Source organism: Streptomyces sp. NPDC090445 (assembly GCF_044769385.1).
Classification (GTDB): domain Bacteria; phylum Actinomycetota; class Actinomycetes; order Streptomycetales; family Streptomycetaceae; genus Streptomyces.
This window is the reverse complement of sequence record NZ_JBIVXV010000008.1, coordinates 181037-206998: the sequence shown is the minus strand read 5'-3', so window position 1 is coordinate 206998 and position 25962 is coordinate 181037. Positions and strand designations below refer to the sequence as shown.

Annotated in this window: 22 protein-coding genes and 1 tRNA gene; 17 read left to right on the top strand and 6 right to left on the bottom strand. The window is 72.9% G+C overall.

The window, feature by feature from the left end; all coding sequences use genetic code 11:
- Nucleotides 1–24: 24 nt before the first annotated feature.
- Complete coding sequence (locus ACIQUT_RS19520; RefSeq protein ID WP_403564156.1) at nucleotides 25–240, bottom strand: type II toxin-antitoxin system VapB family antitoxin; 216 nt, start codon at nucleotides 238–240, stop codon at nucleotides 25–27.
- 69 nt (nucleotides 241–309) lie between these two features.
- On the opposite strand from ACIQUT_RS19520, the gene ACIQUT_RS19515 reads away from it, so the two are divergent.
- The 5 genes from ACIQUT_RS19515 (at nucleotide 310) to ACIQUT_RS19495 (ending at nucleotide 6525) form a co-directional block, all read left to right on the top strand.
- Nucleotides 310–834 carry a GNAT family N-acetyltransferase gene (locus ACIQUT_RS19515; RefSeq protein ID WP_403564209.1) on the top strand — a complete coding sequence of 175 codons (525 nt, stop codon included), beginning with the start codon at nucleotides 310–312 and terminating at the stop codon, nucleotides 832–834.
- 105 nt (nucleotides 835–939) lie between these two features.
- Complete coding sequence (locus ACIQUT_RS19510) at nucleotides 940–1614, top strand: CGNR zinc finger domain-containing protein (RefSeq protein ID WP_403564155.1); 675 nt, start codon at nucleotides 940–942, stop codon at nucleotides 1612–1614.
- 92 nt (nucleotides 1615–1706) lie between these two features.
- Nucleotides 1707–4055 (top strand): HelD family protein, encoded by a 2349-nt coding sequence (locus ACIQUT_RS19505; protein ID WP_403564154.1) that lies wholly within the window; start codon nucleotides 1707–1709, stop codon nucleotides 4053–4055.
- A gap of 453 nt (nucleotides 4056–4508) precedes the next feature.
- Nucleotides 4509–5936, top strand: a complete 1428-nt coding sequence (locus ACIQUT_RS19500; RefSeq protein ID WP_403564153.1) for an NAD-dependent malic enzyme — start codon at nucleotides 4509–4511, stop codon at nucleotides 5934–5936.
- 307 nt (nucleotides 5937–6243) lie between these two features.
- Nucleotides 6244–6525 (top strand): HU family DNA-binding protein, encoded by a 282-nt coding sequence (locus ACIQUT_RS19495; RefSeq protein ID WP_030875040.1) that lies wholly within the window; start codon nucleotides 6244–6246, stop codon nucleotides 6523–6525.
- 186 nt (nucleotides 6526–6711) lie between these two features.
- Here the strand turns inward: ACIQUT_RS19495 and murA are convergent, their stop codons facing one another.
- Nucleotides 6712–8052, bottom strand: coding sequence for a UDP-N-acetylglucosamine 1-carboxyvinyltransferase (murA, locus tag ACIQUT_RS19490; RefSeq protein WP_403564152.1), 1341 nt, complete (start codon nucleotides 8050–8052; stop codon nucleotides 6712–6714).
- Nucleotides 8053–8359: 307 nt separating this feature from the next.
- Here murA and ACIQUT_RS19485 point away from each other — a divergent pair, with 307 nt between their 5' ends.
- From ACIQUT_RS19485 to mycP, 9 genes are all read left to right on the top strand, one after another.
- Complete coding sequence (locus ACIQUT_RS19485) at nucleotides 8360–8920, top strand: YqgE/AlgH family protein (protein WP_403564151.1); 561 nt, start codon at nucleotides 8360–8362, stop codon at nucleotides 8918–8920.
- A gap of 29 nt (nucleotides 8921–8949) precedes the next feature.
- Nucleotides 8950–9234, top strand: coding sequence for a DUF3039 domain-containing protein (locus tag ACIQUT_RS19480; RefSeq protein ID WP_179173989.1), 285 nt, complete (start codon nucleotides 8950–8952; stop codon nucleotides 9232–9234).
- A gap of 252 nt (nucleotides 9235–9486) precedes the next feature.
- Nucleotides 9487–11193, top strand: a complete 1707-nt coding sequence (locus ACIQUT_RS19475; RefSeq protein ID WP_403564150.1) for a beta-N-acetylhexosaminidase — start codon at nucleotides 9487–9489, stop codon at nucleotides 11191–11193.
- Nucleotides 11194–11722: 529 nt separating this feature from the next.
- Nucleotides 11723–12607: an FAD binding domain-containing protein gene (locus tag ACIQUT_RS19470; protein ID WP_403564149.1), complete on the top strand. Its 885-nt coding sequence runs from the start codon at nucleotides 11723–11725 to the stop codon at nucleotides 12605–12607.
- On the top strand, nucleotides 12604–15057 hold the full coding sequence (locus tag ACIQUT_RS19465; RefSeq protein WP_403564148.1) for a 2Fe-2S iron-sulfur cluster-binding protein: 2454 nt from the start codon (nucleotides 12604–12606) through the stop codon (nucleotides 15055–15057). Before ACIQUT_RS19470 ends, ACIQUT_RS19465 begins: the two co-directional genes overlap by 4 nt.
- The gene (locus tag ACIQUT_RS19460) at nucleotides 15054–17423 is read left to right on the top strand and encodes a xanthine dehydrogenase family protein molybdopterin-binding subunit (protein ID WP_403564147.1); all 2370 of its coding nucleotides are present in this window, start codon (nucleotides 15054–15056) and stop codon (nucleotides 17421–17423) included. The genes ACIQUT_RS19465 and ACIQUT_RS19460 overlap by 4 nt, the downstream gene beginning before the upstream one ends.
- Nucleotides 17424–17597: 174 nt before the next feature.
- Complete coding sequence (locus tag ACIQUT_RS19455; RefSeq protein ID WP_403564146.1) at nucleotides 17598–18098, top strand: hypothetical protein; 501 nt, start codon at nucleotides 17598–17600, stop codon at nucleotides 18096–18098.
- Nucleotides 18098–19540, top strand: a complete 1443-nt coding sequence (locus ACIQUT_RS19450; protein ID WP_403564145.1) for a WXG100 family type VII secretion target — start codon at nucleotides 18098–18100, stop codon at nucleotides 19538–19540. The genes ACIQUT_RS19455 and ACIQUT_RS19450 overlap by 1 nt, the downstream gene beginning before the upstream one ends.
- Nucleotides 19541–19561: 21 nt before the next feature.
- Entirely contained in the window at nucleotides 19562–20734 is a 1173-nt protein-coding gene (mycP, locus tag ACIQUT_RS19445; RefSeq protein ID WP_403564144.1) for a type VII secretion-associated serine protease mycosin, read from the top strand.
- Nucleotides 20735–21124: 390 nt separating this feature from the next.
- Here mycP and ACIQUT_RS19440 read toward each other — a convergent pair whose 3' ends face one another.
- The 3 genes from ACIQUT_RS19440 to ACIQUT_RS19430 form a co-directional block, all read right to left on the bottom strand.
- Nucleotides 21125–21340 carry a DUF397 domain-containing protein gene (locus ACIQUT_RS19440; RefSeq protein ID WP_403564143.1) on the bottom strand — a complete coding sequence of 72 codons (216 nt, stop codon included), beginning with the start codon at nucleotides 21338–21340 and terminating at the stop codon, nucleotides 21125–21127.
- A gap of 378 nt (nucleotides 21341–21718) precedes the next feature.
- Nucleotides 21719–21916 carry a hypothetical protein gene (locus ACIQUT_RS19435; protein ID WP_403564142.1) on the bottom strand — a complete coding sequence of 66 codons (198 nt, stop codon included), beginning with the start codon at nucleotides 21914–21916 and terminating at the stop codon, nucleotides 21719–21721.
- Nucleotides 21913–22101, bottom strand: coding sequence for a hypothetical protein (locus ACIQUT_RS19430; protein ID WP_403564141.1), 189 nt, complete (start codon nucleotides 22099–22101; stop codon nucleotides 21913–21915). The genes ACIQUT_RS19435 and ACIQUT_RS19430 overlap by 4 nt, the downstream gene beginning before the upstream one ends.
- A 167-nt stretch (nucleotides 22102–22268) precedes the next feature.
- On the opposite strand from ACIQUT_RS19430, the gene ACIQUT_RS19425 reads away from it, so the two are divergent.
- Nucleotides 22269–23450: a helix-turn-helix domain-containing protein gene (locus ACIQUT_RS19425; protein WP_403564140.1), complete on the top strand. Its 1182-nt coding sequence runs from the start codon at nucleotides 22269–22271 to the stop codon at nucleotides 23448–23450.
- 327 nt (nucleotides 23451–23777) lie between these two features.
- Complete coding sequence (locus ACIQUT_RS19420) at nucleotides 23778–24167, top strand: hypothetical protein (RefSeq protein ID WP_403564139.1); 390 nt, start codon at nucleotides 23778–23780, stop codon at nucleotides 24165–24167.
- A 50-nt stretch (nucleotides 24168–24217) separates the two neighbouring features.
- Here ACIQUT_RS19420 and ACIQUT_RS19415 read toward each other — a convergent pair.
- Nucleotides 24218–24289, bottom strand: a tRNA-Cys gene (locus tag ACIQUT_RS19415).
- Nucleotides 24290–24480: 191 nt separating this feature from the next.
- Here ACIQUT_RS19415 and ACIQUT_RS19410 point away from each other — a divergent pair.
- Nucleotides 24481–25956: an MFS transporter gene (locus tag ACIQUT_RS19410; RefSeq protein ID WP_403564138.1), complete on the top strand. Its 1476-nt coding sequence runs from the start codon at nucleotides 24481–24483 to the stop codon at nucleotides 25954–25956.
- Nucleotides 25957–25962: the final 6 nt, after the last annotated feature.

The window sequence follows — 25962 nt, the reverse complement described above, 5'->3', positions numbered from 1 at the left end:
CGAACCGCCGTCCACTCGACTCGATCACCAGCGAAGCACGTCAGCACCGAGCCCCTTCTCGGCTCGGTGCTGACGGGGAAACCCCTCCTCGCCCCCGTCCTGCGCGGCCTGGAAGTGGCGCAGCCGGGCCTCCGTGCGACGCCGGCGCTCGACGTATTCACGCAAGGCGCGGTTGACGGTCTCCTTCTTGGTGCGGGCTCCCGAGAGCCGCATCGCCTCGGCCAGCAGCCCGGCGCCCATCGGCCGCAACCCCTGGATGCGGCGGGTGGGGTCGGCTAACGTGCCCGGGTGATCATCGACGGGGTGGGGATGCGGTGTGTCGAGCCCGGCGACGCCGCCGGGCTGGCCGACGTACTGGCGCGCAACCGGGCGTACATGGCGCCCTTCGAGCCGTGGCGGTCCGAGGTGTTCTACACCGAGGCCGGCCAGCGGGCCCGGATCGCGGGCCTGCTCGCCGAACACGACGGCGGGCGCCTCTTCCCGTACGTGCTCGTCGAGACGGCCACGGACACGCCCATCGGGGGGATCAACCTCGGCTCCGTCGCGCTCGGCCCGTTCCGCAGCGGCGGCGTCGGCTACTGGGTCGACCTGGCCTGGGCGGGCCGGGGCGTGGCCACCGCCGCCCTGGAGGAGGTGTGCCGGATCGCCCGCGACGAACTCGGGCTGCACCGGGTGGAGGCGTCGACCCTCGTCGACAACACTGCCTCCCAGCGGGTCCTGGCCAAGGCCGGCTTCGCCCGGATCGGCCTCGCCCCCGGCTACCTGCACATCAACGGCGCCTGGCGCGACCACGTCCTCTTCCAGCGGCTGCTGCACGACGACCCGCCGCCGTAGGACCGGGTCCGCGAACCTCCCCCGCCCGCCCGTACGGGGGGTTCCGCATCGCCCCGGGGCGCGGCACTCTGAAAGCGCGTCCCTGGACAAGAGGCGGTGACGGGCATGTGGTTCGACTCCGGGCGGGTGTGCCTGGACCTGCTGGCCACCTCCGCGGCCCCCGCCGCCGCACGGTCCGCCGGGCCCGCCGCAGGAACCACCGGCGCCGCAGGATCCACCGGCGCCGCCGCCGGGCCCGCCACAGGATCCGGCGGCGCGGCCGACGGGCGGACCGAGGAGCTCCGCGACGGCGACGGGCTGCGGCTGTGGCTCGCCGGCGCCGGGCTCGTCCCCGACCGGACCCCCCTCACCCGCGTCGGCCCCGACTGGGTCGCGGCCTTCCGGACCCTGCGCGCCGACGTCGGCAGCCTCGTCCGCGCCGAGCTCGCCGGCGCCGGCCCCGACGAGGGCGCGCTCGCCCGGGTCAACGCGCTGGCCGCCGGACCACCCCCCGGCCTGTGCGCCGTCCGGGACCAGGAAGGGCACCTCGTACGGGAGCTGTGCGGCGGGGTGGAGTGCGGCGCGCTGCTCGCCGCCGTCGCCCGGGACGCCGTGGAACTCCTCACCGACCCCGGCGACCGGGCCCTGCTGCGCTCCTGCGCGGCGGACGGCTGCACCCGCGTCTACCTGGACACCTCCCGCGGCCACCGGCGCCGCTGGTGCTCCAGCGAGGTGTGCGGCAACCGCGAGCGCGTCGCCCGCCACCGCCGCCGCGCCCTCGCCGCCCGCCCGGCCAGGTGATCCGGGCGGCCGCCGCCGGAACGGGCGTGCGGACCGGGCACGGCTTCGCGTACGGTTGACGGTCGCCCATGCACGTCAGAAGGGGGCCATTGGTGGCCGCGCAGGATGCCGCTGTCGACAGCACGGCGGATTCCGTCCGCGATCGGGAGATCGCGATCGAGCAGAATCATCTGGACCAGGTGTACCGCCGCCTCGAGGAGAAGATCGACGAGGCCGAGTTCCTGATGAACGACGCGGCCAAGCGCGGCCAAGTCGGCACGCCCGGCGCGCTGGCCGAGCGCGACGCGCAGGTCTTCCGGGCGGGGATCCACCTCAACCGGTTGAACAACGAGTTCGAGGACTTCCTCTTCGGCCGCATCGACCTGGTGCTCGGCAAGGACGGCGCGCGCGGTCCGGACGGCGCGTACACCTCCGTCGAGCCCGCCGACGACGCGATCCGCGGGGCCGGCGGGGCCGGCCCGGTCGCCGACATCGCCGAGACCCTCCACATCGGCCGGATCGGCGTCCTCGACGCCGACTACTCCCCGCTGGTCATCGACTGGCGGGCGCCGGCCGCCGCGCCGTTCTACCGGTCCACGCCCAAGGACCCCGGCCGGGTCGTGCGGCGGCGTGTGATCCGCTCCAAGGGCCGCAAGGTCCTCGGCGTCGAGGACGACCTGATGCGCCCCGAGGTCACCGCCTTCCTCGACGGCCGCGAACTGCCCGCCATCGGCGACGGCGCCCTCATGGCCGCCCTCGGCCGGGCCCGTACGCACTCCATGCGCGACATCGTCTCGTCCATCCAGGCCGAGCAGGACCTGGTGATCCGCGCCCCCGCCGCGTCCGTCGCCGAGGTCGCGGGCGGCCCGGGCACCGGCAAGACCGCCGTCGCCCTGCACCGCGCCGCCTACCTGCTGTACCAGGACCGGCGCCGCTACGCCGGCGGCATCCTGATCGTCTCCCCGACCCCGCTGCTCGTCGCGTACACCGAGGGCGTGCTGCCCTCGCTCGGCGAGGAGGGCCAGGTCGCCATCCGGGCACTGGGCTCGCTGGTCGACGGCGCCGAGGCCACCGCGTACGACGAGGCGGCCGTCGCCCGGATCAAGGGCTCCTCCCGGATGCTGAAGGTCCTGCGCAAGGCCGTCCGCGGCGCGCTCGAACTCGGCGACGCCCCGGAGCGGCTGCGCGTGGTGGCCTTCTCCCGCCGCGTGGAGCTGGAGGCCGACGAGCTGAACCGGATCCGGCAGAACGTCCTCGGCGGCACCGCCCCGGTCAACCTGCTGCGCCCGCGCGCCCGCAAGCTGCTCCTCGACGCCCTGTACGCGAAGACGGGCGCGGCCGGCCGGCACAGCGACCCGGAGCTCGCGGCGGAGCTCCGCTCGGCCTTCGACGAGGACGTCGCCACCGAGGACTCGTTCATCGAGTTCCTGAACGCCTGGTGGCCCGAGCTGACCCCGCGCGGCGTGCTCGGCGCGCTCGGCGACGAGCGGCGTCTCGGCCGCTGGTCGCGGCGGGTGCTGACCCCGCGCGAGGTCCGCCGGGCGGCCCGCTCGCTGCGCCGCGTCGGACCGGACGGCAGCGGCCCGCTGTCGGTGCACGACGTGGCGCTGCTGGACGAGCTCCAGCAGCTGCTCGGCGCCCCGGCGCGGCCGAAGCGGAAGCGGGAGGCGGACCCGCTGGACCAGCTGACCGGGCTGCAGGAGCTGATGCCGGTCCGCGAGGAGAGCCAGTGGGAGCGCGCGGAGCGGATCGCGGCGGAGCGCACCGAGTACGCGCACGTGATCGTGGACGAGGCGCAGGACCTGACGCCCATGCAGTGGCGGATGGTCGGGCGCCGCGGCCGGCACGGCACGTGGACGGTGGTCGGCGACCCGGCGCAGTCCTCGTGGATCGACCTGGAGGAGGCGGCCGCCGCCCGCGACGAGGCCCTGGGCAGCCGGCCGCGCCGGCGGTTCACCCTGACGGTGAACTACCGCAACCCGGCCGAGGTCGCCGAGATCGCCGCGCGGGTGCTGAAGCTGGCGATGCCGGGGATGGAGCCGCCGACCGCGGTCCGCTCCACCGGCCTGGAGCCGCGGTTCGCGGCCGCCGACGGCGATCTGGGGGCCGCGGTGCGGGAGGAGACCCGGCGGCTGCTGGAGCAGGTCGACGGCACGGTCGGCGTGGTCGTCTCCATGGAGCGGCGTGAGGAGGCCGCCGGCTGGCTGGCCGACCTCGGCGAGCGGGCGGTCGCGCTGGGCAGCCTGGAGGCCAAGGGCCTGGAGTACGACGCCACGGTGGTCGTCTCCCCGGCGGAGATCGCCGGCGGCACCACCCGCGAGGAGGTCGAGGCGGGCGAGTTCCCGGCGGGCCTGCGCGTGCTGTACGTGGCGCTGACGCGTGCGACGCAGCAGCTGACGGTGATCTCCACCGAGCGGGACGAACCGGACGCGGACGGCCTGCCGTCCCTGCTGCGGCCGTGACGGCGGCTCCGCCGCGGGCCGCCGTCACGGATGGCCCGCGGCCGGACGCGTGGTGGGGCGGGGCGGAGTCCCGCGCGGGGGACCGGTCGCCCGGATCCTTTGTTAGCCTGGGTACGACACCGGCTCGATCCAAGCCCCCGGGCCCAACCTTCGTCGCCTAGAGCGACCACTTGCCGCGAGGCGAGCATGGCGGGTCGGTGTCATGGGTTTGTCACAGGTTGCACCAGGTCCGCGCCTCTCGAAGCCGAGGGGCGCGGACCTTTTGCGTGCCCGCACCTGCTTCCCCGCCACCCCTGTTCATCTCGCATGGTGGAAGAGTCTTTCCGAAATTCGGAGCTGGTTACCTGCTACCGGCCGGTAGGTGGGACGATCGGACAACAGGTCCTGCTGCACCGACGTGCTGCGGGGCCCTGTACGTACACGAAAAACAGGGACAGAAGAGGAAACACGGCCATGGCAACGGCGCCCAGCGTCTCGTACTCGATGACGGTCCGCCTGGAAGTGCCCGCGAGCGGAACCGCGGTCTCCCAGCTCACCACCGCCGTGGAGTCCTCCGGTGGCTCGGTCACCGGCCTCGATGTGACCGCATCCGGCCACGAGAAGCTCCGGATCGACGTCACCATCGCCGCGACCTCGACCGCGCACGCGGACGAGATCGTCGACAAGCTCCGCGGCATCGAGGGCGTCAGCCTCGGCAAGGTCTCCGACCGCACGTTCCTCATGCACCTCGGCGGCAAGATCGAGATGGCGTCCAAGCACCCCATCCGCAACCGCGACGACCTCTCGATGATCTACACCCCGGGCGTGGCCCGCGTGTGCATGGCGATCGCCGAGAACCCCGAGGACGCCCGCCGCCTCACCATCAAGCGCAACTCCGTCGCAGTCGTGACGGACGGCTCCGCCGTGCTGGGCCTCGGCAACATCGGCCCGAAGGCCGCCCTGCCCGTCATGGAGGGCAAGGCCGCCCTCTTCAAGCGGTTCGCCGGCATCGACGCGTGGCCCATCTGCCTGGACACCCAGGACACCGACGCCATCGTCGAGATCGTCAAGGCGATCGCCCCCGGCTTCGCCGGCATCAACCTGGAGGACATCTCCGCGCCGCGCTGCTTCGAGATCGAGGCCCGGCTGCGCGAGGCCCTCGACATCCCCGTCTTCCACGACGACCAGCACGGCACCGCGATCGTCGTACTCGCCGCCCTCACCAACGCACTTCGCGTCGTGGGCAAGGCAGTTGGCGACGTCAAGGTTGTCATGTCGGGCGCCGGCGCGGCCGGCACGGCCATCCTCAAGCTGCTCCTCGCGGCCGGCGTGAAGAACGTCGTGAGCGCCGACATCCACGGCGTCGTGCACGCCGGCCGGCCCGACCTGGTCGACGCCGCCGAGGACTCGCCGCTGCGCTGGATCGCCGACAACACCAACCCCGAGGGCTACACGGGCACGTTGAAGGAGGCCGTCGTCGGCGCCGACGTGTTCATCGGCGTCTCGGCCCCGAACGTGCTGTCCGGCGAGGACGTCGCCGCCATGGCGGAGGGCGCGATCGTGTTCGCGCTCGCGAACCCGGACCCCGAGGTGGACCCGGCGATCGCCCGCCAGACCGCGGCCGTCGTCGCCACCGGCCGCTCCGACTTCCCGAACCAGATCAACAACGTGCTGGTCTTCCCGGGCGTCTTCCGCGGCCTGCTGGACGCCCAGTCCCGCACGGTGAACACCGACATGATGCTGGCCGCCGCGACCGCCCTGGCGGACGTCGTCGGCGCGGACGAGCTGAACGCGAACTACATCATTCCGTCCGTCTTCAACGACAAGGTCGCGGGCGCGGTCGCCGGCGCCGTCCGCAAGGCCGCCACCGCCGTCGCTGTGACGACGCCCACGTCCGCCTGAGCCGGATCCCGGCGCGTCGCGGGATGCGGGCCGGGCGGCCCGCCTCTAGTGTTGCGGGGAATGCCCACGAGGACCGGGACGCCCTTCCCGCCGGTGCGGACGGAGCGTCACCGAGGCGTGACTGTGGCGCTTTTCGTGTGACCCTGGCGGGTGCCGGATTGGCTTTCCCGCCGCTGGTGGGGGCAGGATGCGTAACCGGGCGCGAGGGTCTGACGCTTCAGACCCGGGTCCGGGCACTGTCCGAGGGCCCTGGCAGCATCGGCTTCGATCTCACGCCTCCAAGGCAAGTTGAACACGGGAGTACAACATGAACCGCAGTGAGCTGGTGGCCGCTCTGTCCGAGCGCGCCGAGGTGACCCGCAAGGACGCCGACGCCGTTCTGGCCGCCCTCGCCGAGACCATCGGCGAGGTCGTCGCCAAGGGCGACGAGAAGGTCACCATCCCCGGCTTCCTGACCTTCGAGCGCACCCACCGTGCCGCTCGCACCGCTCGCAACCCGCAGACCGGCGACCCGATCCAGATCCCGGCCGGCTACAGCGTGAAGGTCTCCGCGGGCTCCAAGCTCAAGGAAGCCGCCAAGGGCAAGTAAGTCCCGCCCTTGTGCCGAGGGCCGCACAGGCCCCCGGGACGGCAGGAGTACGCAGCACGTACAAAAGCAGGAGGGCGGCCACCCGGTGGGTGGCCGCCCTTCGGCTTGTCCGCGCCCCGTACGGGGCCCCTGAGGGCCCCTCAGGGGCCCCAGGGGCCACACGGGCCCCGGCGGGAGAGGTCGGACTCAGACGAGGTCGCCGCCGGGGAGCTCGACCTTGGCCCCCAGCTCGACGAGCTTCTCCATGAAGTTCTCGTAGCCGCGGTTGATGAGGTCGATGCCGTGGACCCGCGAGGTGCCCTCGGCCGCCAGCGCCGCGATCAGGTACGAGAACCCGCCGCGCAGGTCGGGGATGACCAGGTCGGCGCCCTGCAGCTTGGTGGGGCCGGAGACGACCGCCGAGTGCAGGAAGTTGCGCTGGCCGAAGCGGCAGGCGGAGCCGCCCAGGCACTCGCGGTACAGCTGGATGTGCGCGCCCATCTGGTTGAGGGCCGAGGTGAACCCGAGGCGGGACTCGTAGACCGTCTCGTGGACGATCGACAGGCCCGTGGCCTGGGTCAGGGCCACCACCAGCGGCTGCTGCCAGTCGGTCTGGAAGCCGGGGTGCACGTCCGTCTCCAGGGCGATCGCCTTGAGCGGGCCGCCCGGGTGCCAGAAGCGGATGCCCTCGTCGTCGATCTCGAAGGCGCCGCCGACCTTCCGGTACGTGTTCAGGAAGGTCATCATCGAGCGCTGCTGGGCGCCGCGCACGTAGATGTTGCCGCCGGTCGCCAGGGCCGCGGAGGCCCACGAGGCGGCCTCCAGGCGGTCCGGGAGCGCCTTGTGGTTGTAGCCGCCGAGGCGGTCGACACCGGTGATCCGGATGGTCCGGTCGGTGTCGACGGAGATGATCGCGCCCATCTTCTGCAGGACGCAGATGAGGTCCTCGATCTCGGGCTCGACCGCGGCGTTGGCCAGCTCGGTGACACCCTCGGCCAGGACGGCCGTCAGCAGCACCTGCTCGGTCGAGCCGACCGAGGGGTACGGCAGGCGGATCTTGCAGCCGCGCAGCCGCTGCGGGGCCTCCAGGTACTGGCCGCCCTCGCGCTTCTCGATGGTCGCGCCGAACTGGCGGAGCACGTCGAAGTGGAAGTCGATCGGCCGGCCGCCGATGTCGCAGCCGCCCAGGCCCGGGATGAAGGCGTGGCCGAGGCGGTGCAGCAGCGGGCCGCAGAAGAGGATCGGGATGCGGGACGAGCCCGCGTGGGCGTCGATGTCGGCGACGTTCGCGCTCTCGACATGCGTCGGGTCGAGCACCAGCTCGCCGGGCTCCTCGCCGGGGCGAACGGTCACCCCGTGGAGCTGGAGCAGGCCGCGGACGACCCGCACGTCGCGGATGTCGGGAACGTTGCGGAGCCGGCTGGGCTCGCTGCCGAGCAGAGCGGCGACCATGGCCTTGGGCACGAGGTTCTTCGCACCGCGGACACGGATCTCGCCCTCGAGCGGGGTACCGCCGTGGACAAGCAGGACATCGTCTGTGCCGGTCATGAATCTCGCGTTCCGGAAGGTGTCCGCCCGGCAGGGCCGGGGGGAGGTGGGCAGGGGCCAGGGAAAAGGGTAAGGGGCACTGCCCCCCGCTTCGTAAGGCCGACGCGGCCGGAAAAGCGTCATGAAACGGCCACAACACCCTCCGTGCCCGCCCGCTGGCGGAGCGTCGCATTCCGCTGGCTTCCGGAACCCGGCCCGGGGCCGGGGTCCGGTGCGCGCTCCTTCCTGCTGCCGTGCGCCCGGGCTGCCGGGACCCGATTGCGGCTCCGGCTCCCCCCGAAGGGCGAATGTGAGGGATCATGTCGGCATGACCGAGGTGTCCTCCCTCACAGGGCGGCTGCTCGTGGCCACCCCCGCCCTCGCGGATCCGAACTTCGACCGCGCGGTGGTGCTGCTGCTCGACCACGACGAGCAGGGCTCGCTCGGCGTGGTCCTCAACCGGCCCACCCCCGTGGTGGTCGGCGACATCCTCCTGCCCTGGGCGGCCCTGGCCGGCGATCCCGGGGTCGTCTTCCAGGGCGGCCCGGTCGGCCTGGACTCGGCGCTCGGCGTGGCGGTCATCCCGGGCGACGAGGGGCCGCTCGGGTGGCGCCGGGTGCACGGGGCGATCGGCCTGGTCGACCTGGAGGCGCCGCCGGAGCTGCTGGCCTCCGCGCTCGGATCGCTGCGGATCTTCGCCGGCTACTCCGGCTGGGGCCCCGGCCAGCTGGAGGAGGAGCTCGGCGAGGGCGCCTGGTACGTCGTGGAGTCGGAGCCGGGCGACATCTCCTTCCCCGACCCGGCCCGGCTGTGGCGGGCGGTGCTGCGCCGGCAGCGCAGCGAGCTCGCGATGGTCGCCACGTACCCCGACGACCCGTCGCTGAACTGACCCGCGCCGGGATCGGTACCCTGGCTTGCATGAGCACTCTTGAGCCCGAGCGCGGGACTGGTACGGGGACCCTCGTAGAGCCGACGCCGCAGGTGTCCCACGGCGACGGCGACCACGAGCGCTTCGCCCACTACGTCCAGAAGGACAAGATCATGGCGAGCGCCCTCGACGGGACCCCCGTCGTGGCGCTCTGCGGCAAGGTGTGGGTGCCGGGCCGGGACCCGAAGAAGTACCCGGTCTGCCCCATGTGCAAGGAAATCTACGACTCCATGGGCTCCGGCGGGGACAAGGACAAGGGCGGCAAGGACAAGTAGCCGCCGCCGGCCGGCACCGTCGGCCGCTGCCGCTGCCGCTGCCGCTGCCGCTGCCGCTGCCGCCCGGCCGCCCGCCTGGCCCCGAGGGGCCGGGACGGGCCCGGAGCGCTCCGCGGAACCGGGGCCCCCGGGATGCGCGCGCATGCGTATCCCGGGGGCCTTCGCGCGTACTAGGGTCGGCTGCGTCACGAGCGCCCCGCGCCCCGTGTGCCGCGCAGGGCGCCCCGCCGCGCCGCCGCGAAGGGCCGCCGCATGGACCTGATCCCCGCACCCCGTACCGCCGACCTGCGCGAGGACGCGCCCCCGTACGTGTTCGGGCCCCGGCCCGTCCTGGACGCCGGAACCGGCACCGAGGGCACGGCCCGCTGGCTGCGCCGCGAACTGGGCGCCGCCACCGGCTGGGACCTGCCGCCGGCGGCCCCGGACGGGGGCGGAGGAGGCCCCGGCGTCGGGACGGGCCCGGGCGGCGAGGCGGCCCCGGGCGGCGGGGCGGACGGCATCCGGCTGCGCCTCGACGAGGGGCTCGCCGCGCACCTGGGGCCCGAGGGCTACTTCCTCACCGTCGGCGCCGCGGGCGCGGACCTCGCCGGCGCCTCCCCGGCCGGCGTCTTCTGGGCCGCCCAGACCCTGCGCCAGCTGCTCGGCCCGGACGCGTACCGGCGGGCCGCGCCGCCCGCCGGCGCCGGGCGGGTGTGGAGCCTGCCCCGGGGGACCGTCGAGGACGGCCCCCGCTTCGGGTGGCGCGGCATGCTGCTGGACGTGGCCCGGCACTTCACGCCGAAGAGCGGCGTCCTGCGCTGGCTGGACCTGCTGGCCGCCCACAAGCTCAACGTGCTGCACCTGCACCTGACGGACGACCAGGGCTGGCGCATCGAGATCAAGCGCCACCCGCGCCTCACCGGGACCGGCGCCTGGCGCCCGCGCAGCCGTCGGGGCCACCGTGCCTCGCCGCTGTGGAACGACACTCCCCACGGCGGCTTCTACACGCAGGACGACATCCGCGAGATCGTCGCCTACGCCGCCGAACGGCACATCCGGGTGGTCCCGGAGATCGACGTGCCGGGCCATTCGCAGGCCGCCATCGCCGCCTACCCCGAACTGGGGAACACCGACGTCGTCGACACCGCCGCGCTGGGCGTGTGGGACGACTGGGGGATCAGCGAGAACGTCCTCGCGCCGACCGAGGCCGTGCTGCGCTTCTACGAGGGCGTGTTCGAGGAGCTGCTGGAGCTGTTCCCCGCGGAGGTCTCCCCGTTCGTGCACGTGGGCGGCGACGAGTGCCCCAAGGCGCAGTGGCGGGCCTCGCCGGCCGCGCAGCAGCGGATCCGCGAGCTGGGCGTGGACGGCGAGGACGGGCTGCAGTCCTGGTTCATCCGGCACTTCGACGGCTGGCTGGCCCGGCGCGGGCGCCGGCTGATCGGCTGGGACGAGATCCTGGACGGCGGGCTCGCACCCGGGGCGGCGGTCTCCTCGTGGCGCGGCTACGCGGGCGGGATCGCCGCCGCCGAGGCCGGACACGACGTCGTGATGTGCCCCGAGCAGCACGTGTACCTGGACCACCGTCAGGCCGCGGGCCCCGACGAGCCGGTACCGATCGGGTACGTCCGCACATCGGAGGACGTGTACCGGTTCGAGCCGGTGCCGCCGAAGCTGTCGGGGGCGGCCGCGCAGCGGGTCCTCGGCGCGCAGGCCAACATGTGGACCGAGGTGACGGAGGACCAGGGCCGCATCGACTACCAGGTGTTCCCGCGGCTCGCGGCGTTCGCGGAGGTGGTGTGGTCGGACCTGCCCGAACCGGGCGAACGGGACCACGCCGGCTTCGAGGCCCGGATGGCCGGACACCGGCGCCGCCTTGACGTGCTGGGCGTCGAGCACCGGCCGCCCGGCGGGCCGTTGCCGTGGCAGCGGCGCCCGGGGGTGCTCGGACGTCCGATCGAAGGGGAGCCGCCGAACGTGTGACCCGGGGCGGCGGACGGGGCGCACGGGCCCGGCTGCCGCCCGCCGCGCGCCCCTGTGCCCGCGGGGTGCGCGGGGCGCGCGCGGGGCCGTACGGGGCCGGTCCGGAGCGGGTTCCCCGGGGCGTTCCGGAGCACCCCAGTGCGCCCCGGGGCGTCTCCGGACCCTTGGGAATTCTCCGGCGATCTCTGGAACTCCTGGGGATTCCGGGGCGTCCTACGTGCTTGGGGGTTGTCGGGAACTCTTGCTCGATCCAGGCTTATGGGGTGCGCACCGGTGTGAAGCGATGCGCACCGGTACGAAACGCCGTGCGGGACTGGATTCGGTTGATTCGCCTGATGCGGGCGAGTCGGTCGATACGGGGGATACGGGGGATACCGGACGGTCGGGAGCTCGAAGGGGCGCCCGGCGGACCCTCGCGCCGGGCGGTGGGGAAGATGTGCCAGAGTTGCCACGTCCCGGCAGTGAGCACGTACCGTACGGCGGACAGGCGTGAGCGCTGTTACCGGGACATCGGGAAGGGGCAGCTGGGTTGACCACGCACGCACCGCACACACCGCAGGCGGCGCAGTCCGTGATGCTGCCGGCCTCGCTCGAGGAGGCCGTGGCGGCACTCGCCGCCATGCCCGCAGCCGTGCCCGTGGCCGGCGGCACCGACCTCATGGCGGCCGTCAATGCCGGGCTGCTGCGGCCGGCCGGCCTGGTGAGCCTCGGCCGGATCAACGAGATCCGCGGCTGGCAGTACCAGGAGGACGGCCACGCCCTGCTCGGCGCGGGCCTCACCCACGCCCGGATGGGCCGCCCCGACTTCGCCGCGCTGATGCCGGGGCTGGCCGCCGCCGCGCGGGCCGCCGGGCCGCCGCAGATCCGCAACGCCGGCACCCTCGGCGGGAACATCGCCAGCGCCGCGCCGACGGGCGACGCACTGCCCGTACTGGCCGCGCTGGAGGCCACCCTCGTCATCGTCGGCCCGATCGGGCAGCGCGAGATCCCGGTGTCGTACCTGCTCGCCGGCCGCGAAATGCTGCGGCCCGGCGAGCTGATCGGCTTCGTGCGGGTGCCGCTGCTGCACGCCCCGCAGGTGTTCCTGAAGGCCACCGGGCGTACGGGCCCGGGCCGCGCCGTGGCGTCCGTGGGGCTCGTACTGGACCCGGCGCGCCGGGGTGTGCGCTGTGCGATCGGCGCGGTCGCCCCGATGCCGCTGCGGCCGCTGGAGGCCGAGCAGTGGGTGGCCTCACTGATCGACTGGGACGGGGAGCGGAGCCTGGCCCCCGAGGCGCTGGAGGCCTTCGGCGACTACGTCGCGGCCGCCTGCGTCCCCGACCAGGGGGAACCGGTTGCTCCCGGTGTACTGCATCTGCGGCGGACGGTGGCCGTACTGGCACGGAGGGCCCTGGGGAGGGCGCTGACCTCATGAGTGAGAACGAGAACGTGAGCGGAACGACGGGGGACACGGGCGGCCAGACCGCCCCGGCATGGGGCTGGCAGCCGGTGCCGCAGAGCGGCGAGTTCAACGACGCCGCCGACGCGACGGCGTTCGTGAGCCTGCCCCCGGGCATGCTGGACGCCCTCGCGAAGGGGGAGCCGCTGGCGGCGCCCGGGCACGGGTACGTCCCGCCGCCGATGATCGTTCCGCTGGGGTCCGCCGGTACGGATCCGTCGGCCACGGGGACGTGGGCGATCCCGGAGCAGTGGCCGGACGCGGGCGGCCACCCGGCCGAGGCGGGCCCGGCGGCTGCGGGTGCGGCGGCCGGTGCGGTCGGCGGGGCCCCGGCGGCCCCGGTCGGCGGGCCGATCCCGGCGTCGATCCCGATCCCGGCGGCGGTCGCGGCGGAGTTCGCCGACGCCGTGCCGGGGCAGGAGCAGGCCGGCCCCCAGGACGGCGAGGACCCCGGCGAGACGGCGGAGTGGCACTTCCCCGACGCGCTGCGGGCGGACGAGCCGGTGACCACCGGCCAGTGGACCCTGCCGGAACTCCACGACCAGAGCGGCGAGTTCCGGACCGGCAGCGGGCCGGCCGGCGACTGGAGCCAGCCCCCGGCGACCCTGCCGGGCGGCGCCCCCGCCCCGTGGGCGACGCACCCGGGCTTCGAGACCCAGCACGGGGACGCACCGCTGGGCCCGGACGCCCCGCTGAGCTCGGGCGTCCTGCCCGACGCGCAGTCGGGCAGCGGCGGCCCGGGCACGTCCGGCGCCGGCCAGCGGCCCCTCGGCGGCCCCGGCGTCGGCGCCCCCGGCCGGCCCCCGCGCGTGCTGGGCGGGCCCGGTGTGGGCACCCCGCTGCCGGAGGGCGAGCCCGCGCACGCCGCCCCGTACGACATCGAGGCCGCGCACGGCCCCGCGGCGGCCGCGGCCGGCCTGCACACGCCCCCGGACGCCTACGCGCGCGCGCACGAGTACGAGCAGCACGACCACGGCCGGCAGCAGGAGCACGGCCAGCACGGCCAGCACGGCCAGCACGGGCAGCACGGGCAAGGCCAGTACGGCCACGTCGGCTACGAGACCGAGACCGAGACCGAGCACGGGCACGGGCACGGCCACGGCCACACGCACGGCCACGGGATCGCGCTCGGGGACGGTCCCGGGCACACGCACGGGCGCGGCATCGCCCTCGCGGACGGGCACGGCCTCGGCCAGTACGAGCAGGCACAGCACGAGCAGGCGCAGCACGCCGCCGTGCACCCCGACGCGCCTGCCGGCATGCCCGCCGAGGCCCCCGGGCGGCACGCGGGCGCCGAGCACGGGATCCACCACGCGGCGCCGGCCGAGGCCCCGGCGGAAGCACAGCCGTCCGGGGCGCAGCCGGCCGGCACGCCGGTGGAGTACGCCCTCGCCGGCGGTCCTGCCGGCCCGGCCGAGCAGGCGGAGGCGAGCGGCCACGGCTTCCCGGCATCCGCCCACGGCGCCGCCCCGGAGCCCCAGCCCGCTCCGGAGCCGCAGTCGCGGCCGCAGCCCGCTCCGGATTCGGGCCCGGCGATGGGCCACGAACACGGCCACGGCCACGGCACGCCGGCGGAGGCCGGACACGAGCCCGGGCAGGAGCCCGGCCAGGCGCCGACCGGGTCGGCGGACGGGCACGGCTTCGCCGAAGCCGCCGCCGGGGCCCCGGGCGGAGCCGCGGGCGGGGTGGTGCCGGGTGCGGACGCCGCGGACCGTGCCGTGTCACCGCCGGACGCGAGCATCGGGGAAGGGATCCCCCTGGCGGGGCCCTCGTACGAGGAAGGGCAGGCGGCCGCCGCGGCCGTCGCCCATCACGAGCACCCGCTGGCTTCGTACGTGCTGCGCGTCAACGGCGCCGACCGGCCGGTCACCGGTGCGTGGATCGGCGAGTCCCTGCTGTACGTGCTGCGTGAGCGCCTCGGCCTGGCCGGCGCCAAGGACGGCTGCTCGCAGGGCGAGTGCGGGGCCTGCGCGGTGCAGGTCGACGGGCGGCTCGTGGCGTCCTGCCTGGTCCCGGCCGCGACGGCCGCGGGCAGCGAGGTCCGGACGGTCGAGGGGCTCGCGACCGGCGGGGAACTCTCCGACGTGCAGCAGGCGTTGTGCAGGTCGGGTGCGGTGCAGTGCGGGTTCTGCGTGCCGGGGATGGCCATGACCATCCACGACCTGCTGGAGGGCAACCACGCCCCCAGCGACCTGGAGACCCGCCAGGCGCTGTGCGGGAACCTGTGCCGCTGCTCCGGCTACAAGGGCGTCCTGGAGGCGGTCCGCGAGGTCGTCGCCGAGCGCGCGGAGGCCGAAGCGACAGGGGCAGGCGCGTCAGGCGCGTCGGGCGTGGCCGACGGCGGCGGCGCGGCCGAAGCTCCGCGCATCCCGCACCAGGCACTGCCCGGCGAGGGCGGGTTCCACCAGAACGGAGGCATGGCGTGAGCGGGCAGGACGCGGCCACGGCCACGACGACGACGACCGTGACGTTCACCACGAGCGTTGCGGCCGGCGCCGCGGGCTCGGCCGGCGGCCCGGCCGAGCCGACGGAACCAGCAGTTCCGCGCGGTATCGGGGCCTCCGTGCCCGCCGCCGACGCGCGCGCCAAGACCGAGGGCACCTTCCCGTACGCCGCCGACCTGTGGGCCGAGGGGTTGCTGTGGGCCGCCGTGCTCCGGTCCCCGCACGCGCACGCCCGCATCCTGTCCATCGACACCTCGGCCGCCCGCGAGATGCCCGGCGTCCGCGCCGTCGTCACGCACGCCGACGTCCCCGGCGCGACCACACACGGCCGCCGGATCGCCGACCGGCCCGTGTTCGCGCACGACGTCGTACGGCACCACGGCGAGCCGATCGCCGCCGTCGCCGCCGACCACCCCGACACGGCGCGCCTCGCGGCCGCCGCCATCACCGTCGAGTACGAGCTCCTCGACGCGGTCACCGACCCCGAGCAGGCCTTCGGCGCCCCGCCCCTGCACCCCGACGGCAACCTGATCCGGCACATCCCGCTCCGCTACGGCGACCCGGAAGCCACGGGCGACGTCGTCGTCGAGGGCCTCTACCGGATCGGCCGGCAGGACCCGGCGCCCATCGGCGCCGAGGCCGGACTCGCCGTCCCCCGCCCCGACGGCGGCGTGGAGCTGTACACCGCCTCCACCGACCCGCACCTCGACCGCGACCTGGCCGCCGCCTGCTTCGGCCTCGAACCGGACCGCGTCCGCGTCGTCGTCACCGGCGTGCCCGGCGCGACCGCCGACCGCGAGGACGCCGCCTTCCAGCTCCCCCTCGGCCTGCTGGCCCTGCGCACGGGCTGCCCGGTCAAGCTGGCCGCCACCCGCGAGGAGTCCTTCCTCGGCCACACCCACCGCCACCCGACGCTGCTCCGCTACCGGCACCACGCCGACGCGGAGGGCCGCCTCGTCAAGGTCGAGGCCCAGATCCTGATGGACGCCGGCGCGTACGCGGACGCCTCCGCCGAGTCCCTCGCGGCGGCCGTGGCGTTCGCCTGCGGCCCGTACGTGGTCCCGCACGCCTTCGTGGAGGGCTGGGCGGTCCGCACGAACAACCCCCCGTCGGGCCACGTGCGCGGCGAGGGCGCCATGCAGGTCTGCGCCGCGTACGAGGGCCAGATGGACAAGCTGGCCGCGGCCCTCGGCATCGACGGCGCGGAACTGCGCATGCGCAACGTCCTGGCCACCGGCGACCTGCTGCCCACCGGCCAGACGGTGACCTGCCCGGCTCCCGTCGCGGAACTCCTCCGTGCGGTCCGCGACTTCGAACTCCCCTCCCTCCCGAAGGACACCCCGGAGGAGGAGTGGCTGCTGCCGGGCGGCCCGGACGGCGCGGGCGAGCCGGGCGCGGTGCGGCGCGGCGTCGGGTACGGCATCGGCATGGTCCACATGCTCGGCGCGGAAGGCGCCGACGAGGTCTCCACGGCCACGGTGAAGGTCGTCAACGGCGTGGCGACGGTGATCTGCGCGGCCGTCGACACCGGCCAGGGCTTCGCCACGCTCGCCCGCCAGATCGTCCAGGAAGTCCTGGGCGTGGACGAGGTGATCACCGCCCCGGTCGACACGGACCAGCCGCCGGCGGGCCCGTCGGCACACGGCCGGCACACGTGGGTGTCGGGCGGCGCGGTGGAGCGCGCGGCGAAGATGGTCCGCACCCAGCTCCTCCAGCCGATGGCCCACAACCTCGGCATGTCCACGGAACTGCTCCAGATCCAGGACGGCCGGATCACGTCCTACGACGGCGCCTTCTCGATGCCGGTGGTCGAGGCGATGATGGGCAAGGAACTCTGGGCCACGGCCCAGTGCCGCCCCCACCCCACGGAGCCGCTGAACGCCGACGGCCAGGGCGACGCGTTCGTCGGCCTCGCCTTCTGTGCGATCCGCGCGGTGGTGGACGTGGACATCGAGCTCGGCACGGTCCGCGTGGTCGAGCTGGCGGTCGCCCAGGACGTCGGCCGGATCCTCAACCCGGCCCAGCTGGCGGCCCGTATCGAGGCGGGCGTCACGCAGGGCGTGGGCGCGGCCCTGACGGAGAACCTCCGCACGGTGTCCGGCCTGGTCCGCCACCCCGACCTGACGGGCTATGCCCTGCCGACGTCGCTGGACGCCCCGTCGGTCCGCATCGTCAAGCTGGTCGAAGAACGCGACGTCGTGGCCCCGTTCGGCGCGAAGGCGGCCAGCGCGGTCCCGGTCGTCACGGCCCCGGCAGCCGTGGCCTCGGCGGTCAGGGCGGCCACCGGCCGCCCCGTGAACCGACTCCCGATCAGGCCCTCCGCGGCGGTGGCGGCCGCCAACTCGTAGCCGTGTGACGCGCATTGCACGTGCAACCCCGAGGTTGGGACTGTCCTTGCCGATCGCTAGAGTGATCGAGTAGGACTGATCCCGCGCGCGCGTGAACGCAAGCGAACGGGGAACGGGGAGCGGCGGTGCCGGCCGCGAACCGAACGGGGAAAACGGGGAAACGGGGAGGCCGCCGTGGCAGAGAACGCGTTGGACTGGGTGCTCGGGGGCGGTGCAGCCAACGAGACAGCGGCGGCGCTTCGCGCACAGGCCCAAGCCCTTGCGGTCGACTACGAGACGCTGTCCGGCTACAAGAAGAAGGTCGACGAGCTTCTGGCGAAGCTGAAGGGCTCGGAGGCGTACGACAAGAAGCTGGCGGACGGCACCCTCCCCGAGGGCACCCTCGGCAAGGGCTTTGCCGAGGCGGAAGCGCTCTTCAAGACGTACAACACGGTCCAGACGCAGCTCGAGAACCTCTCCAAGGGCCTGGCCGCGCAGATCGAGGGACTGGGCATCGCGATCCTCACGTCCGGCAAGGGCTTTGCCGGCGTCGACGAGGAGACGAAGCGCCGTATGCACTCCATCGTCGTCCAGGCGAAGGAGGACTACGTTCGGGAGCGAGACCCGCTCGTGAAGCAGCAGGACGCCCAGCACGGCGCGGCTGGCGAGGCGAACAAGCCGAAGGGCAAGATCTGATGGCGACGAACTTCGAGGGTTTCACCCACCAGCAGCTGCTCGCGATGGTTGCCTCCCTTGACCACACGACGGTGGAGTCCCGTGCCACACTGCTGACCGGGGCGGCCGACACGATCAAGGAGATCGGCAACGCCCTCAAGAACACCAAGGTCACGGGTTGGGAGGGCGAGGCCGCCACTCACTTCGCGGACTGGGCGAGCCAGGCCGGCAGCGCCACGCTGCGACTGGGCGAGCTCAGCGCCGCAGGCGGCAGGTGGATGAGCGAGGCCGCCCAGATCATGCACGAGGTCAAGGTCAACATGCCGGCGTACGACGCGTCGGCGGCCGAGAACCTTAAGACTTCCAAGGAATACCGCAACGACCCGGACGCCCAGAAGATGGGCCAGGAGGCCTGGTCCAAGCTGAGCGGCGACCACAAGAAGGCCGTCGACCAGCTGACGAAGCTGGCCGGGGCGTACGAGCAGTCGTCGACGCAGATCGGCAACACCGAGATCCCGACGTTCCCGCCACCGCCGGCTGATTTCCAGCCGAAGGGCCTGGACGGAAGGCAGGATGCCGACCGCTCTGGAGGTGGATACGGGGGTGCCTCAGGTTCGGCTGGTGCCGCGTTCACGCCGTCGTCGCCGCGTGGCAGTGGCCCGTCCGGCGACTTCGACGGAGGCCCGAGTCGACCGGATGTCAGTCTGCCGCCGACGACCGGGCCTGCGCCGGTGCCGCTGCCGGACAAGGACGTGGACGTGGACCTCGACCATGTCGCAGTCCTACCGGACAAGACTGTCCCGCCGGTCACCAGCCTGCCCAATCTCCCGGCTCCCGGCCCCAACGGTCCCAACCCGGTCGTGCCCATGCCGCCGGTCGGACTCCCGCCCCTTGGCGGGGGGCCGAATCTGCCCGGTGGCGGTGGCCCCATCAGCAAGGTCCCGTCCATCCCCTCTCCGCCGACTTCTGGTGGCAAGCTCGGGGGGCTTCCTCCGCTGCTGCCGCGTGACACCGGCATCGTCGGCGGCCGTCAGGTAACCGCGGGCGGCCCCACGCCGGGTATCCCGCGCGGAACGGTCATCGGCACGGAAGGCCCGATGGGCGGCGGCCGCGCCGGCGGCATGCCCCCCGGCGTGGGTGGCCCTCACGTCGGTACACCGGGCGGTTCCGCGATGGGGCGCCGACTGGCCATGGAGCCGGGCGGTGTTGTCGGTGGGCGCCAGCCTGGCATGATCGGCCGAACCCAGACCGGAGGACAGCCGTTCACGCAGGGCGGTGCGGGTCTTGTCCGCAACGAGGCTGGGGCTGGTTCGGCTCGCGGCGCGGTGGGTCACCCTGGTGCGGGTGCGCACGCTCCGGGTAACCGGCGTGACCAGCAGGCCGGCGAGCGCCCGGACTACCTGGCCGAGGACGAAGAGACCTGGCGGAGCAACGGCCGTGTTGTCCCGCCGGTGATCGACTGAGCAGAACGGATGTTGTACGGGATGCACACGCGTAAGGCGACCGCGGCCCTGGTGGGTCTCCTGCTGGCCGGGGTCGCCGCGACCCCGGCTCATGCGGAGACCATCCGGTCCAGGCAATGGCATCTCGACGCCATGAAGGCCGACGACATTTGGAAAATCAGCACGGGCAAGGGTGTCACCGTTGCTGTCATCGACAGTGGCGTCGACCGCATCCCTGAGCTTGAGGGCCAAGTCCTTCCAGGTAAGGACTTTGCGACGGAATACTCGGGGGACGAGCGCTCGGACTACGACAAGCACGGCACCACCATGGCTGCGCTGATTGCCGGCTCTGGGAAGCATCCGAGCGGCGATGGGGCATTCGGTCTTGCTCCGGGTGCCAAGATTCTGCCGATTCGTGTGCCGCACGAGTTCAACAAGACGAGCCCGATCTGGACTGAGGCGATCCGGTTCGCGGCGGACTCTGAAGCCAAGATCATCAACATCTCCATGGGTGCGGAACAAGATGATCCTGGGCGGCTTGATGCAGTGAAGTACGCTCTGTCCAGGGGGAAGCTGATCTTTGCCTCCGTGGGTAACGACGGCGACACTTTGAACACGGTCATGTACCCCGCGGCGACCCCTGGTGTGGTGGGTGTCGGCGCTGTGGGGCCGGACGGCGTCGCGACCAAGGAGTCGCAGCACGGTCCACAGGTCGACATGTCTGCCCCCGGCATAGACATCCTGACGGCGTGCGCCGGCAAGACCGGACTGTGCAAGAACCATGGCACCAGTGACGCCACTGCTCTGACCTCCGCCTCGGCGGCGCTGCTTTGGTCTGCCCATCCGGAGTGGACCAACAACCAGGTGCTTCGTGTCCTCCTGAACACCGCCGGCAAGGGTGATGACGGCAAGGAGCGCAACGACTACCTGGGCTACGGCATCGTCCGCCCGAAGATCGCGCTGCCTACCCCCGGCGATCCTGGCCCCGCGGATGTCTTCCCGCTGCCGGACCTGGCTGCCGCGGATGCGAAGAACTCGCCTGCCCCGTCGGCCGGTGGTGACGGCAAGAAGCCGCAGTCCGGTGCGTCCGCGCCGCAGGCCGAGGCCAAGGGAAGCGGCGGCAGCAACATGACCTGGATCGCGCTCGGGCTCGGCGCGTGCGTGCTCGTCGGCGGCGCCGTCGTGGCCGTGGTGGTGCGGCGCCGGAGCAGCTGATGCCGAAGGCCGTCCGGGGTGCGCCTGCCCTGGACGGCCTTCGGGGGAAGCCGTGACCGGAATCGAACCGGCGTGACTCGCTTTGCAGGCGATCCCCCCCCCCGTGTCCTTTGGGCGCGGGGCGTTCGCCGTTTCCGAGACCGCATGGGGAAGCCCCGCCCATCCGCCAGGGGGAACGGCAGACAGGCGGGGCCGAGGGCCCGAGGGGCTAGGGACGGTGGTTCCCCAGGGCCCGCAGGGCGGGCATGAAGCGGGGCAGGTAGCCCGGACAGGGGTGCTGCTGCGGGACGGCCCAGGAGTGCCAGCAGGACAGGCACCATCTCACCCGTGAGTGTTCCGGGTCGGGTGTTGGGTCACCGCCACAGCGTGGGCACTCCTGCAAGGCGCCTCCTAGGCCGACAGGTCGAACTCGCCCAGCTTGGCACCGGCGAGGAACGCGGTCCACTCGTCCGCGGTGAAATCGACGGCCCCGCCAGTGACGCTGTTCCGGACGGCGACCACGCCCGGGATGTTGGTGGCCACCTCGACACAGCGGGGGTTGTTGTTCTCGTACTGGCAGGCGCTGGACGTACGGAACTCGAACTCGGTTCCGAGGACTTTGCTCATGATGCTTGATCCCTTCGACGTGATTCCGGGGAAGCGGTCCCCGTACCGTCGTACAACACGTCCCGTGAGGGGCGGGGGTCCGTGGCCCTCTACAGGGGCTCGTCGGGCAGCCGCGTCAAGTCCTCGGGGTGCCCGTACCGCTTGTGGATCAGCATGTCCTCAGCCACTGCCAACAGATCGGCGCGGCTGCGCTGGTCGAGCGATTGCCGCCTGCCCTTTGTCCCGGAGGGAAGCGCACTGGTTGCACGTTGCCGGATCAACGTTGCCGGGCCGCCGTTCAATCAAGCTGCGCAGCTCTCTTGCCTCGGGCTGCGAGAGCGGCCACCAGGGCCACCCATGCGGCGAAGGCAAGCCAGCTGACCAAACCCATGTGGTTGTTCACTCCTGCCTCACCTCACCGGCATGGACGATGAGTTCGCGGCTTCCGGTGTCGGGGCGGATGAACGCCACGGCGACGGGCCGCCGGTTGGCCGGCTTGTCGGCAGGGTTCTCCCATACGGGGTCGTAGGCGGCCAGGACGCCCGACCGGCCCCAGGAGTCGACCACCCTCTGGCCCACGTCGGCAGCGCCGATCACCGTCGTGCCCCCTCAGGGGCACAGGCCATGTGCCAGTAGGCGACGATCGGGTCCCCGTCCGCCCGCCCGAGCATCTCCCGGCGGGCCGGGCGGTCAAGCCGGATGGGCTTCAGGCATGCGGGGCACGTCTCCCGCTTCTTCGTGTACGTCACGTACTCGAAGGTGTCCTTCTGCGGTGGTGCCATCGATGCTCACCGTCTCTCGAAGCGCCGTTGTTCTGCTACTAGACAACTCCTCGGCAGGCGAACGAACTTGCACACTGTGTGTGCGGTCGCGTGCAGGGCGTGTGACCATGAGCGTGGACGTTGCGAACAGAGGGAACGGCCAGGGCCGTTCTCGGGAAGATGGGCCCATGGGCGCGACTGAGCTTCCCCCCGGCGCACACCTGGCCATGCTGCGGAAGGCGCGCGGTCTGTCTCAAGCGCAGTTGGCACGCCAAGCGAACATCTCTGTCTCGCTGCTGTCGAAGATCGAAGTGGGTGATCGAGCTCTCAGTCCGGCCGTTGCGGCAGAGCTGGGCAGGGCCATGGGCCTGACCATGGCGCAGGTGTTCGGGGAGGCGCCTGCTGGGCGGGCGACCGAGGCGAGCCTGTCCGAGCTACGGGACGCGATCAGGGACTACGACCTGCCAGAAGGCCGACGGATCGTGGAGGGCGCGTTCACGGCCGCCATGGATGCTGCGCAGAGACTCCGCGAAGAGGTCAAGGTCGACAAGCTGCTCACGGCGCTCCCCGGGCTGCTCAGGGACGCCACGGAGCACGCGCACGCGACCAACACCCCCCAGGCTTGGATGCGGCTGGCCGACGTCTACAGCTCTGTCTACTGGCTCGCGGCACGGCATCGTTGGATGGACATGGCGGAACTGGCCGTGACGCGCCAGCGGTGGGCGGTGGAACAGAAGGCCAACCCTCTCGGGGTGGCCGTGGCCGCTCGGGACAGGGCGGGCACCTACCTGAACTTCGGGGACGTGGAGCGCGGCCTCACCCTCGTCGACCGGGCCGTCGGGCAGGCACAAGCAAGCCTGTCCGGCGAAGAGAGGGACATCGCCGTCTGCATCCTGAACCTGCGGGGAATGACGCTGGCCGGCCGGCTCCGCGATAAACGGGAAGCCAAGCGAGAAGCCCAGCGGCACATCCGATCGGCGATGGCGATCTCGGACGGCCTGCCCGGCGAGCTGAAGGTGCACGGGCTGACAGTGGGCCCGCAGAACACGTTCACGCACGTCCTGGCAACGAACGTGGATCTCGGCAGACCCCATGACGCGCTTGCCCTCACAGACGATCTCGCGGGTGCCCTGGCTGGGCTTCCCCCCACCCGGGTGGCGCCCACCTACATCAACGCGGCCCGTGCGCAGCTGGACGTAGGGAACTGGGATGCAGCCCTGGACAACCTCACGCTTGCGTTCGGCGCCGCCCCTCAGATGGCACGCATTCACCCCATGGGGCGGGAAGTCCTGCGGGTGCTGGCGTCCCTGCACCGCCGGAGTAACGACAAGCTCACCCGGCTGACTCGCCTGTCCGGGATGAGCCTGTGAACGGCTGCTCTCCGCACCCGAGGGATCAGGCGAAGAGCCCCCGGCAAGCGCGCCAGGGGCTCAAGCTCAAAAGCACCTCGCCCGTCCGCAGCCTCGCGCACGAGAGACCTCGGATTGCGCCCAAAACGGTTGATCCGGGTGCGGTTGCCATGCATATGATCAGCAGCCGACAGGGGGAGATGTGGAGCGTGCAGAGGACCCGCACAGGCGAGTGATGATCCGACTGGCTCTGACCGACACCGGGGCGGGGGTCTGACGATGGGGCGCCTCTGGGACAAGTGGACCGGCACTAAGCACCCTGACATCGGTGTCAGCCCTCTGCCCGCCATGGAGCTCCGGGAAGCGCTGCTCGCGCTCAACGGCCGAAACGTACCGTTCACCGTGCGCCATGCCCTTCCCAAGGAGAAGGCCGACCTGGTGGCGGAGTGCAAGATCCCGAAGGCGAAGCTGACGCTCAAGACCCGCATGCGCCTGGTGCCGGCGAAGCACGAGGTGCTCGTCCTGGAGGAGCGGTGGGAGCCGTCGCACGAATCCGGTCAGCAGTACGGCCGTGGGGGCCACAAGGTGTACCGGCAGTGGGAGTTCCAGCGTGGTGCCGACGGCCGTCGGCGCAAGGTCGAGACGTTGCGCTTCGACACGCGGGACGTGAGAGATCCCCTGCGCACCATGGTCCTCAAGTCGGGATGGACCTGGCGCGGAGTGCTGTTCCGGTACTGACCGGCCGGTCCGGCCGTGTCAGAGGGATCTGCTGGTCGGACCAGCTTCAGAAGCCGTGACCGGAATCGAACCGGCGTTACTCGATTTGCAGTCGAGTCCCTCAACCACTCGGGCACACGGCCTTGTTGGCTTCGGATACGACCGTATGGGGGTCGGGCTCGCCCCGGGAAGGGATTCCCGGGGTGTGCAATGAGGCCGCCATGCTGTGTTCACAGGCCGCGGATTCCGCACCCCCGGCCTAGGTCTTGCGGCTGAGGGAGGTTCCGTCGAACGGACAGGGGCGAAACCGGGGTGTGCCGCTTACGCTGAAGCGATGAGCGCCCTTGAGCCCCGTCTCTCGCAGACCAGTGCGACCCCCGTCCCGCCTCCTGAACAGGGCGGGATTCTCGGGTCTGCGTACCGGACGCTCAGCATCGGGATGATCTCCTGCATCTTCCTGATCGCCTTCGAGGCCACCGCCGTCGGCACCGCCATGCCCGTCGCCGCTCGCGAGCTCGATGGGATCGGGGTCTATGCCTTTGCGTTTTCTGCTTACTTCACCACCAGTCTGTTCGGGATGGTGCTGTCCGGGCAGTGGTGTGACCGGCGCGGGCCGCTGCGGGCGCTGACGGCGGGGATCGGGGCGTTCGCCGCCGGGCTGGTCCTGGCCGGGACCGCGACGGCCATGTGGGTGTTCGTGCTGGGCCGGGCGGTGCAGGGCTTCGGCGGCGGGCTCGTCATCGTCGCCCTGTACGTGGTGGTGAGCCGGGCCTACGAGGAGCGGCTGCGGCCCGCGATCATGGCTGCTTTCGCCGCGAGCTGGGTGGTCCCGTCGATCGTCGGGCCGCTGGCTGCGGGGACGGTGACCGAGCACCTCGGCTGGCGGTGGGTGTTCCTCGGGATTCCGGTGCTGGTGGTGGTGCCGCTCGCGGTCGCGCTGCCCGCGATACGGCGGACCGCGTCCGGGCCGGTCGATCCGGATGCGCCGCCCGTCGCGTTCGACCGGCGCAGGATCCGGCTGGCGTTCGGGATCTCCCTCGGGGCGGGGCTGCTCCAGTACGCCGCCCAGGACCTGCGGTGGTGGTCGCTGCTGCCGGGGGCCGTGGGGGCGGGCCTGCTGGTGCCCGCCGTGCTGGGGCTGCTGCCGCGCGGGACGTACCTGGCGCGGCGCGGGCTGCCGTCGGTGGTCCTGCTGCGCGGGGTCGCGGCGGGCTCGTTCATCGCGGCCGAGAGCTTCGTGCCGCTGATGCTGGTCACGCAGCGGGGGCTGAGCCCGACGCTGGCCGGGTTCTCGCTGGCGCTGGGCGGGCTGACCTGGGCGGGCGGCTCGTGGATCCAGTCCACGGGCCGGGTGGCGCCGTACCGGGAGCGGCTGATGGTGTTCGGGATGGTGCTGGTGGCCTTTGCGATCGCGGCGGCTCCGGCGGTGCTGCTGCCGTGGGTGCCGGTGTGGTCGCTGGCCGTGACCTGGGGCATCGGCTGTCTCGGCATGGGGCTGGTGATCGGTTCGACGAGCGTGCTGCTGCTGAAGCTGTCGGCACCGGAGGAGGCGGGGGCGAACTCCGCCGCGCTGCAGATCTCCGACGCCCTGGCGAACGTGGTGTTGCTGGCCGCGGGCGGGGCCGCGTTCGCCGCGCTGGGCGGGGGCGCGGTGGGGGCCGCCGTCCACGCGGCCGGGGAGACGGCCGGCGCCGCCGCCTCGCATCCCGCGGCCTTCGTCGTCGTCTTCCTGCCGATGGCCGCGGTCGCGCTGGTCGGCGCCTGGGTCGCCACCCGCCTGTACGAGCGCCCGGCCACGGAAATCGGCTGATCGGCC

Coding starts and splice junctions, on each gene's coding strand:
- ACIQUT_RS19520 (WP_403564156.1), bottom strand. CDS start 240: ATGGGCGCCGGGCTGCTGGCCGAGGCGATGCGGCTCTCGGGAGCCCGC.
- ACIQUT_RS19515 (WP_403564209.1), top strand. CDS start 310: ATGCGGTGTGTCGAGCCCGGCGACGCCGCCGGGCTGGCCGACGTACTG.
- ACIQUT_RS19510 (WP_403564155.1), top strand. CDS start 940: ATGTGGTTCGACTCCGGGCGGGTGTGCCTGGACCTGCTGGCCACCTCC.
- ACIQUT_RS19500 (WP_403564153.1), top strand. CDS start 4,509: ATGGCAACGGCGCCCAGCGTCTCGTACTCGATGACGGTCCGCCTGGAA.
- ACIQUT_RS19495 (WP_030875040.1), top strand. CDS start 6,244: ATGAACCGCAGTGAGCTGGTGGCCGCTCTGTCCGAGCGCGCCGAGGTG.
- murA (WP_403564152.1), bottom strand. CDS start 8,052: ATGACCGGCACAGACGATGTCCTGCTTGTCCACGGCGGTACCCCGCTC.
- ACIQUT_RS19485 (WP_403564151.1), top strand. CDS start 8,360: ATGACCGAGGTGTCCTCCCTCACAGGGCGGCTGCTCGTGGCCACCCCC.
- ACIQUT_RS19480 (WP_179173989.1), top strand. CDS start 8,950: ATGAGCACTCTTGAGCCCGAGCGCGGGACTGGTACGGGGACCCTCGTA.
- ACIQUT_RS19475 (WP_403564150.1), top strand. CDS start 9,487: ATGGACCTGATCCCCGCACCCCGTACCGCCGACCTGCGCGAGGACGCG.
- ACIQUT_RS19465 (WP_403564148.1), top strand. CDS start 12,604: ATGAGTGAGAACGAGAACGTGAGCGGAACGACGGGGGACACGGGCGGC.
- ACIQUT_RS19450 (WP_403564145.1), top strand. CDS start 18,098: ATGGCGACGAACTTCGAGGGTTTCACCCACCAGCAGCTGCTCGCGATG.
- mycP (WP_403564144.1), top strand. CDS start 19,562: ATGCACACGCGTAAGGCGACCGCGGCCCTGGTGGGTCTCCTGCTGGCC.
- ACIQUT_RS19440 (WP_403564143.1), bottom strand. CDS start 21,340: ATGAGCAAAGTCCTCGGAACCGAGTTCGAGTTCCGTACGTCCAGCGCC.
- ACIQUT_RS19430 (WP_403564141.1), bottom strand. CDS start 22,101: ATGGCACCACCGCAGAAGGACACCTTCGAGTACGTGACGTACACGAAG.
- ACIQUT_RS19425 (WP_403564140.1), top strand. CDS start 22,269: ATGGGCGCGACTGAGCTTCCCCCCGGCGCACACCTGGCCATGCTGCGG.
- ACIQUT_RS19420 (WP_403564139.1), top strand. CDS start 23,778: ATGGAGCTCCGGGAAGCGCTGCTCGCGCTCAACGGCCGAAACGTACCG.
- ACIQUT_RS19410 (WP_403564138.1), top strand. CDS start 24,481: ATGAGCGCCCTTGAGCCCCGTCTCTCGCAGACCAGTGCGACCCCCGTC.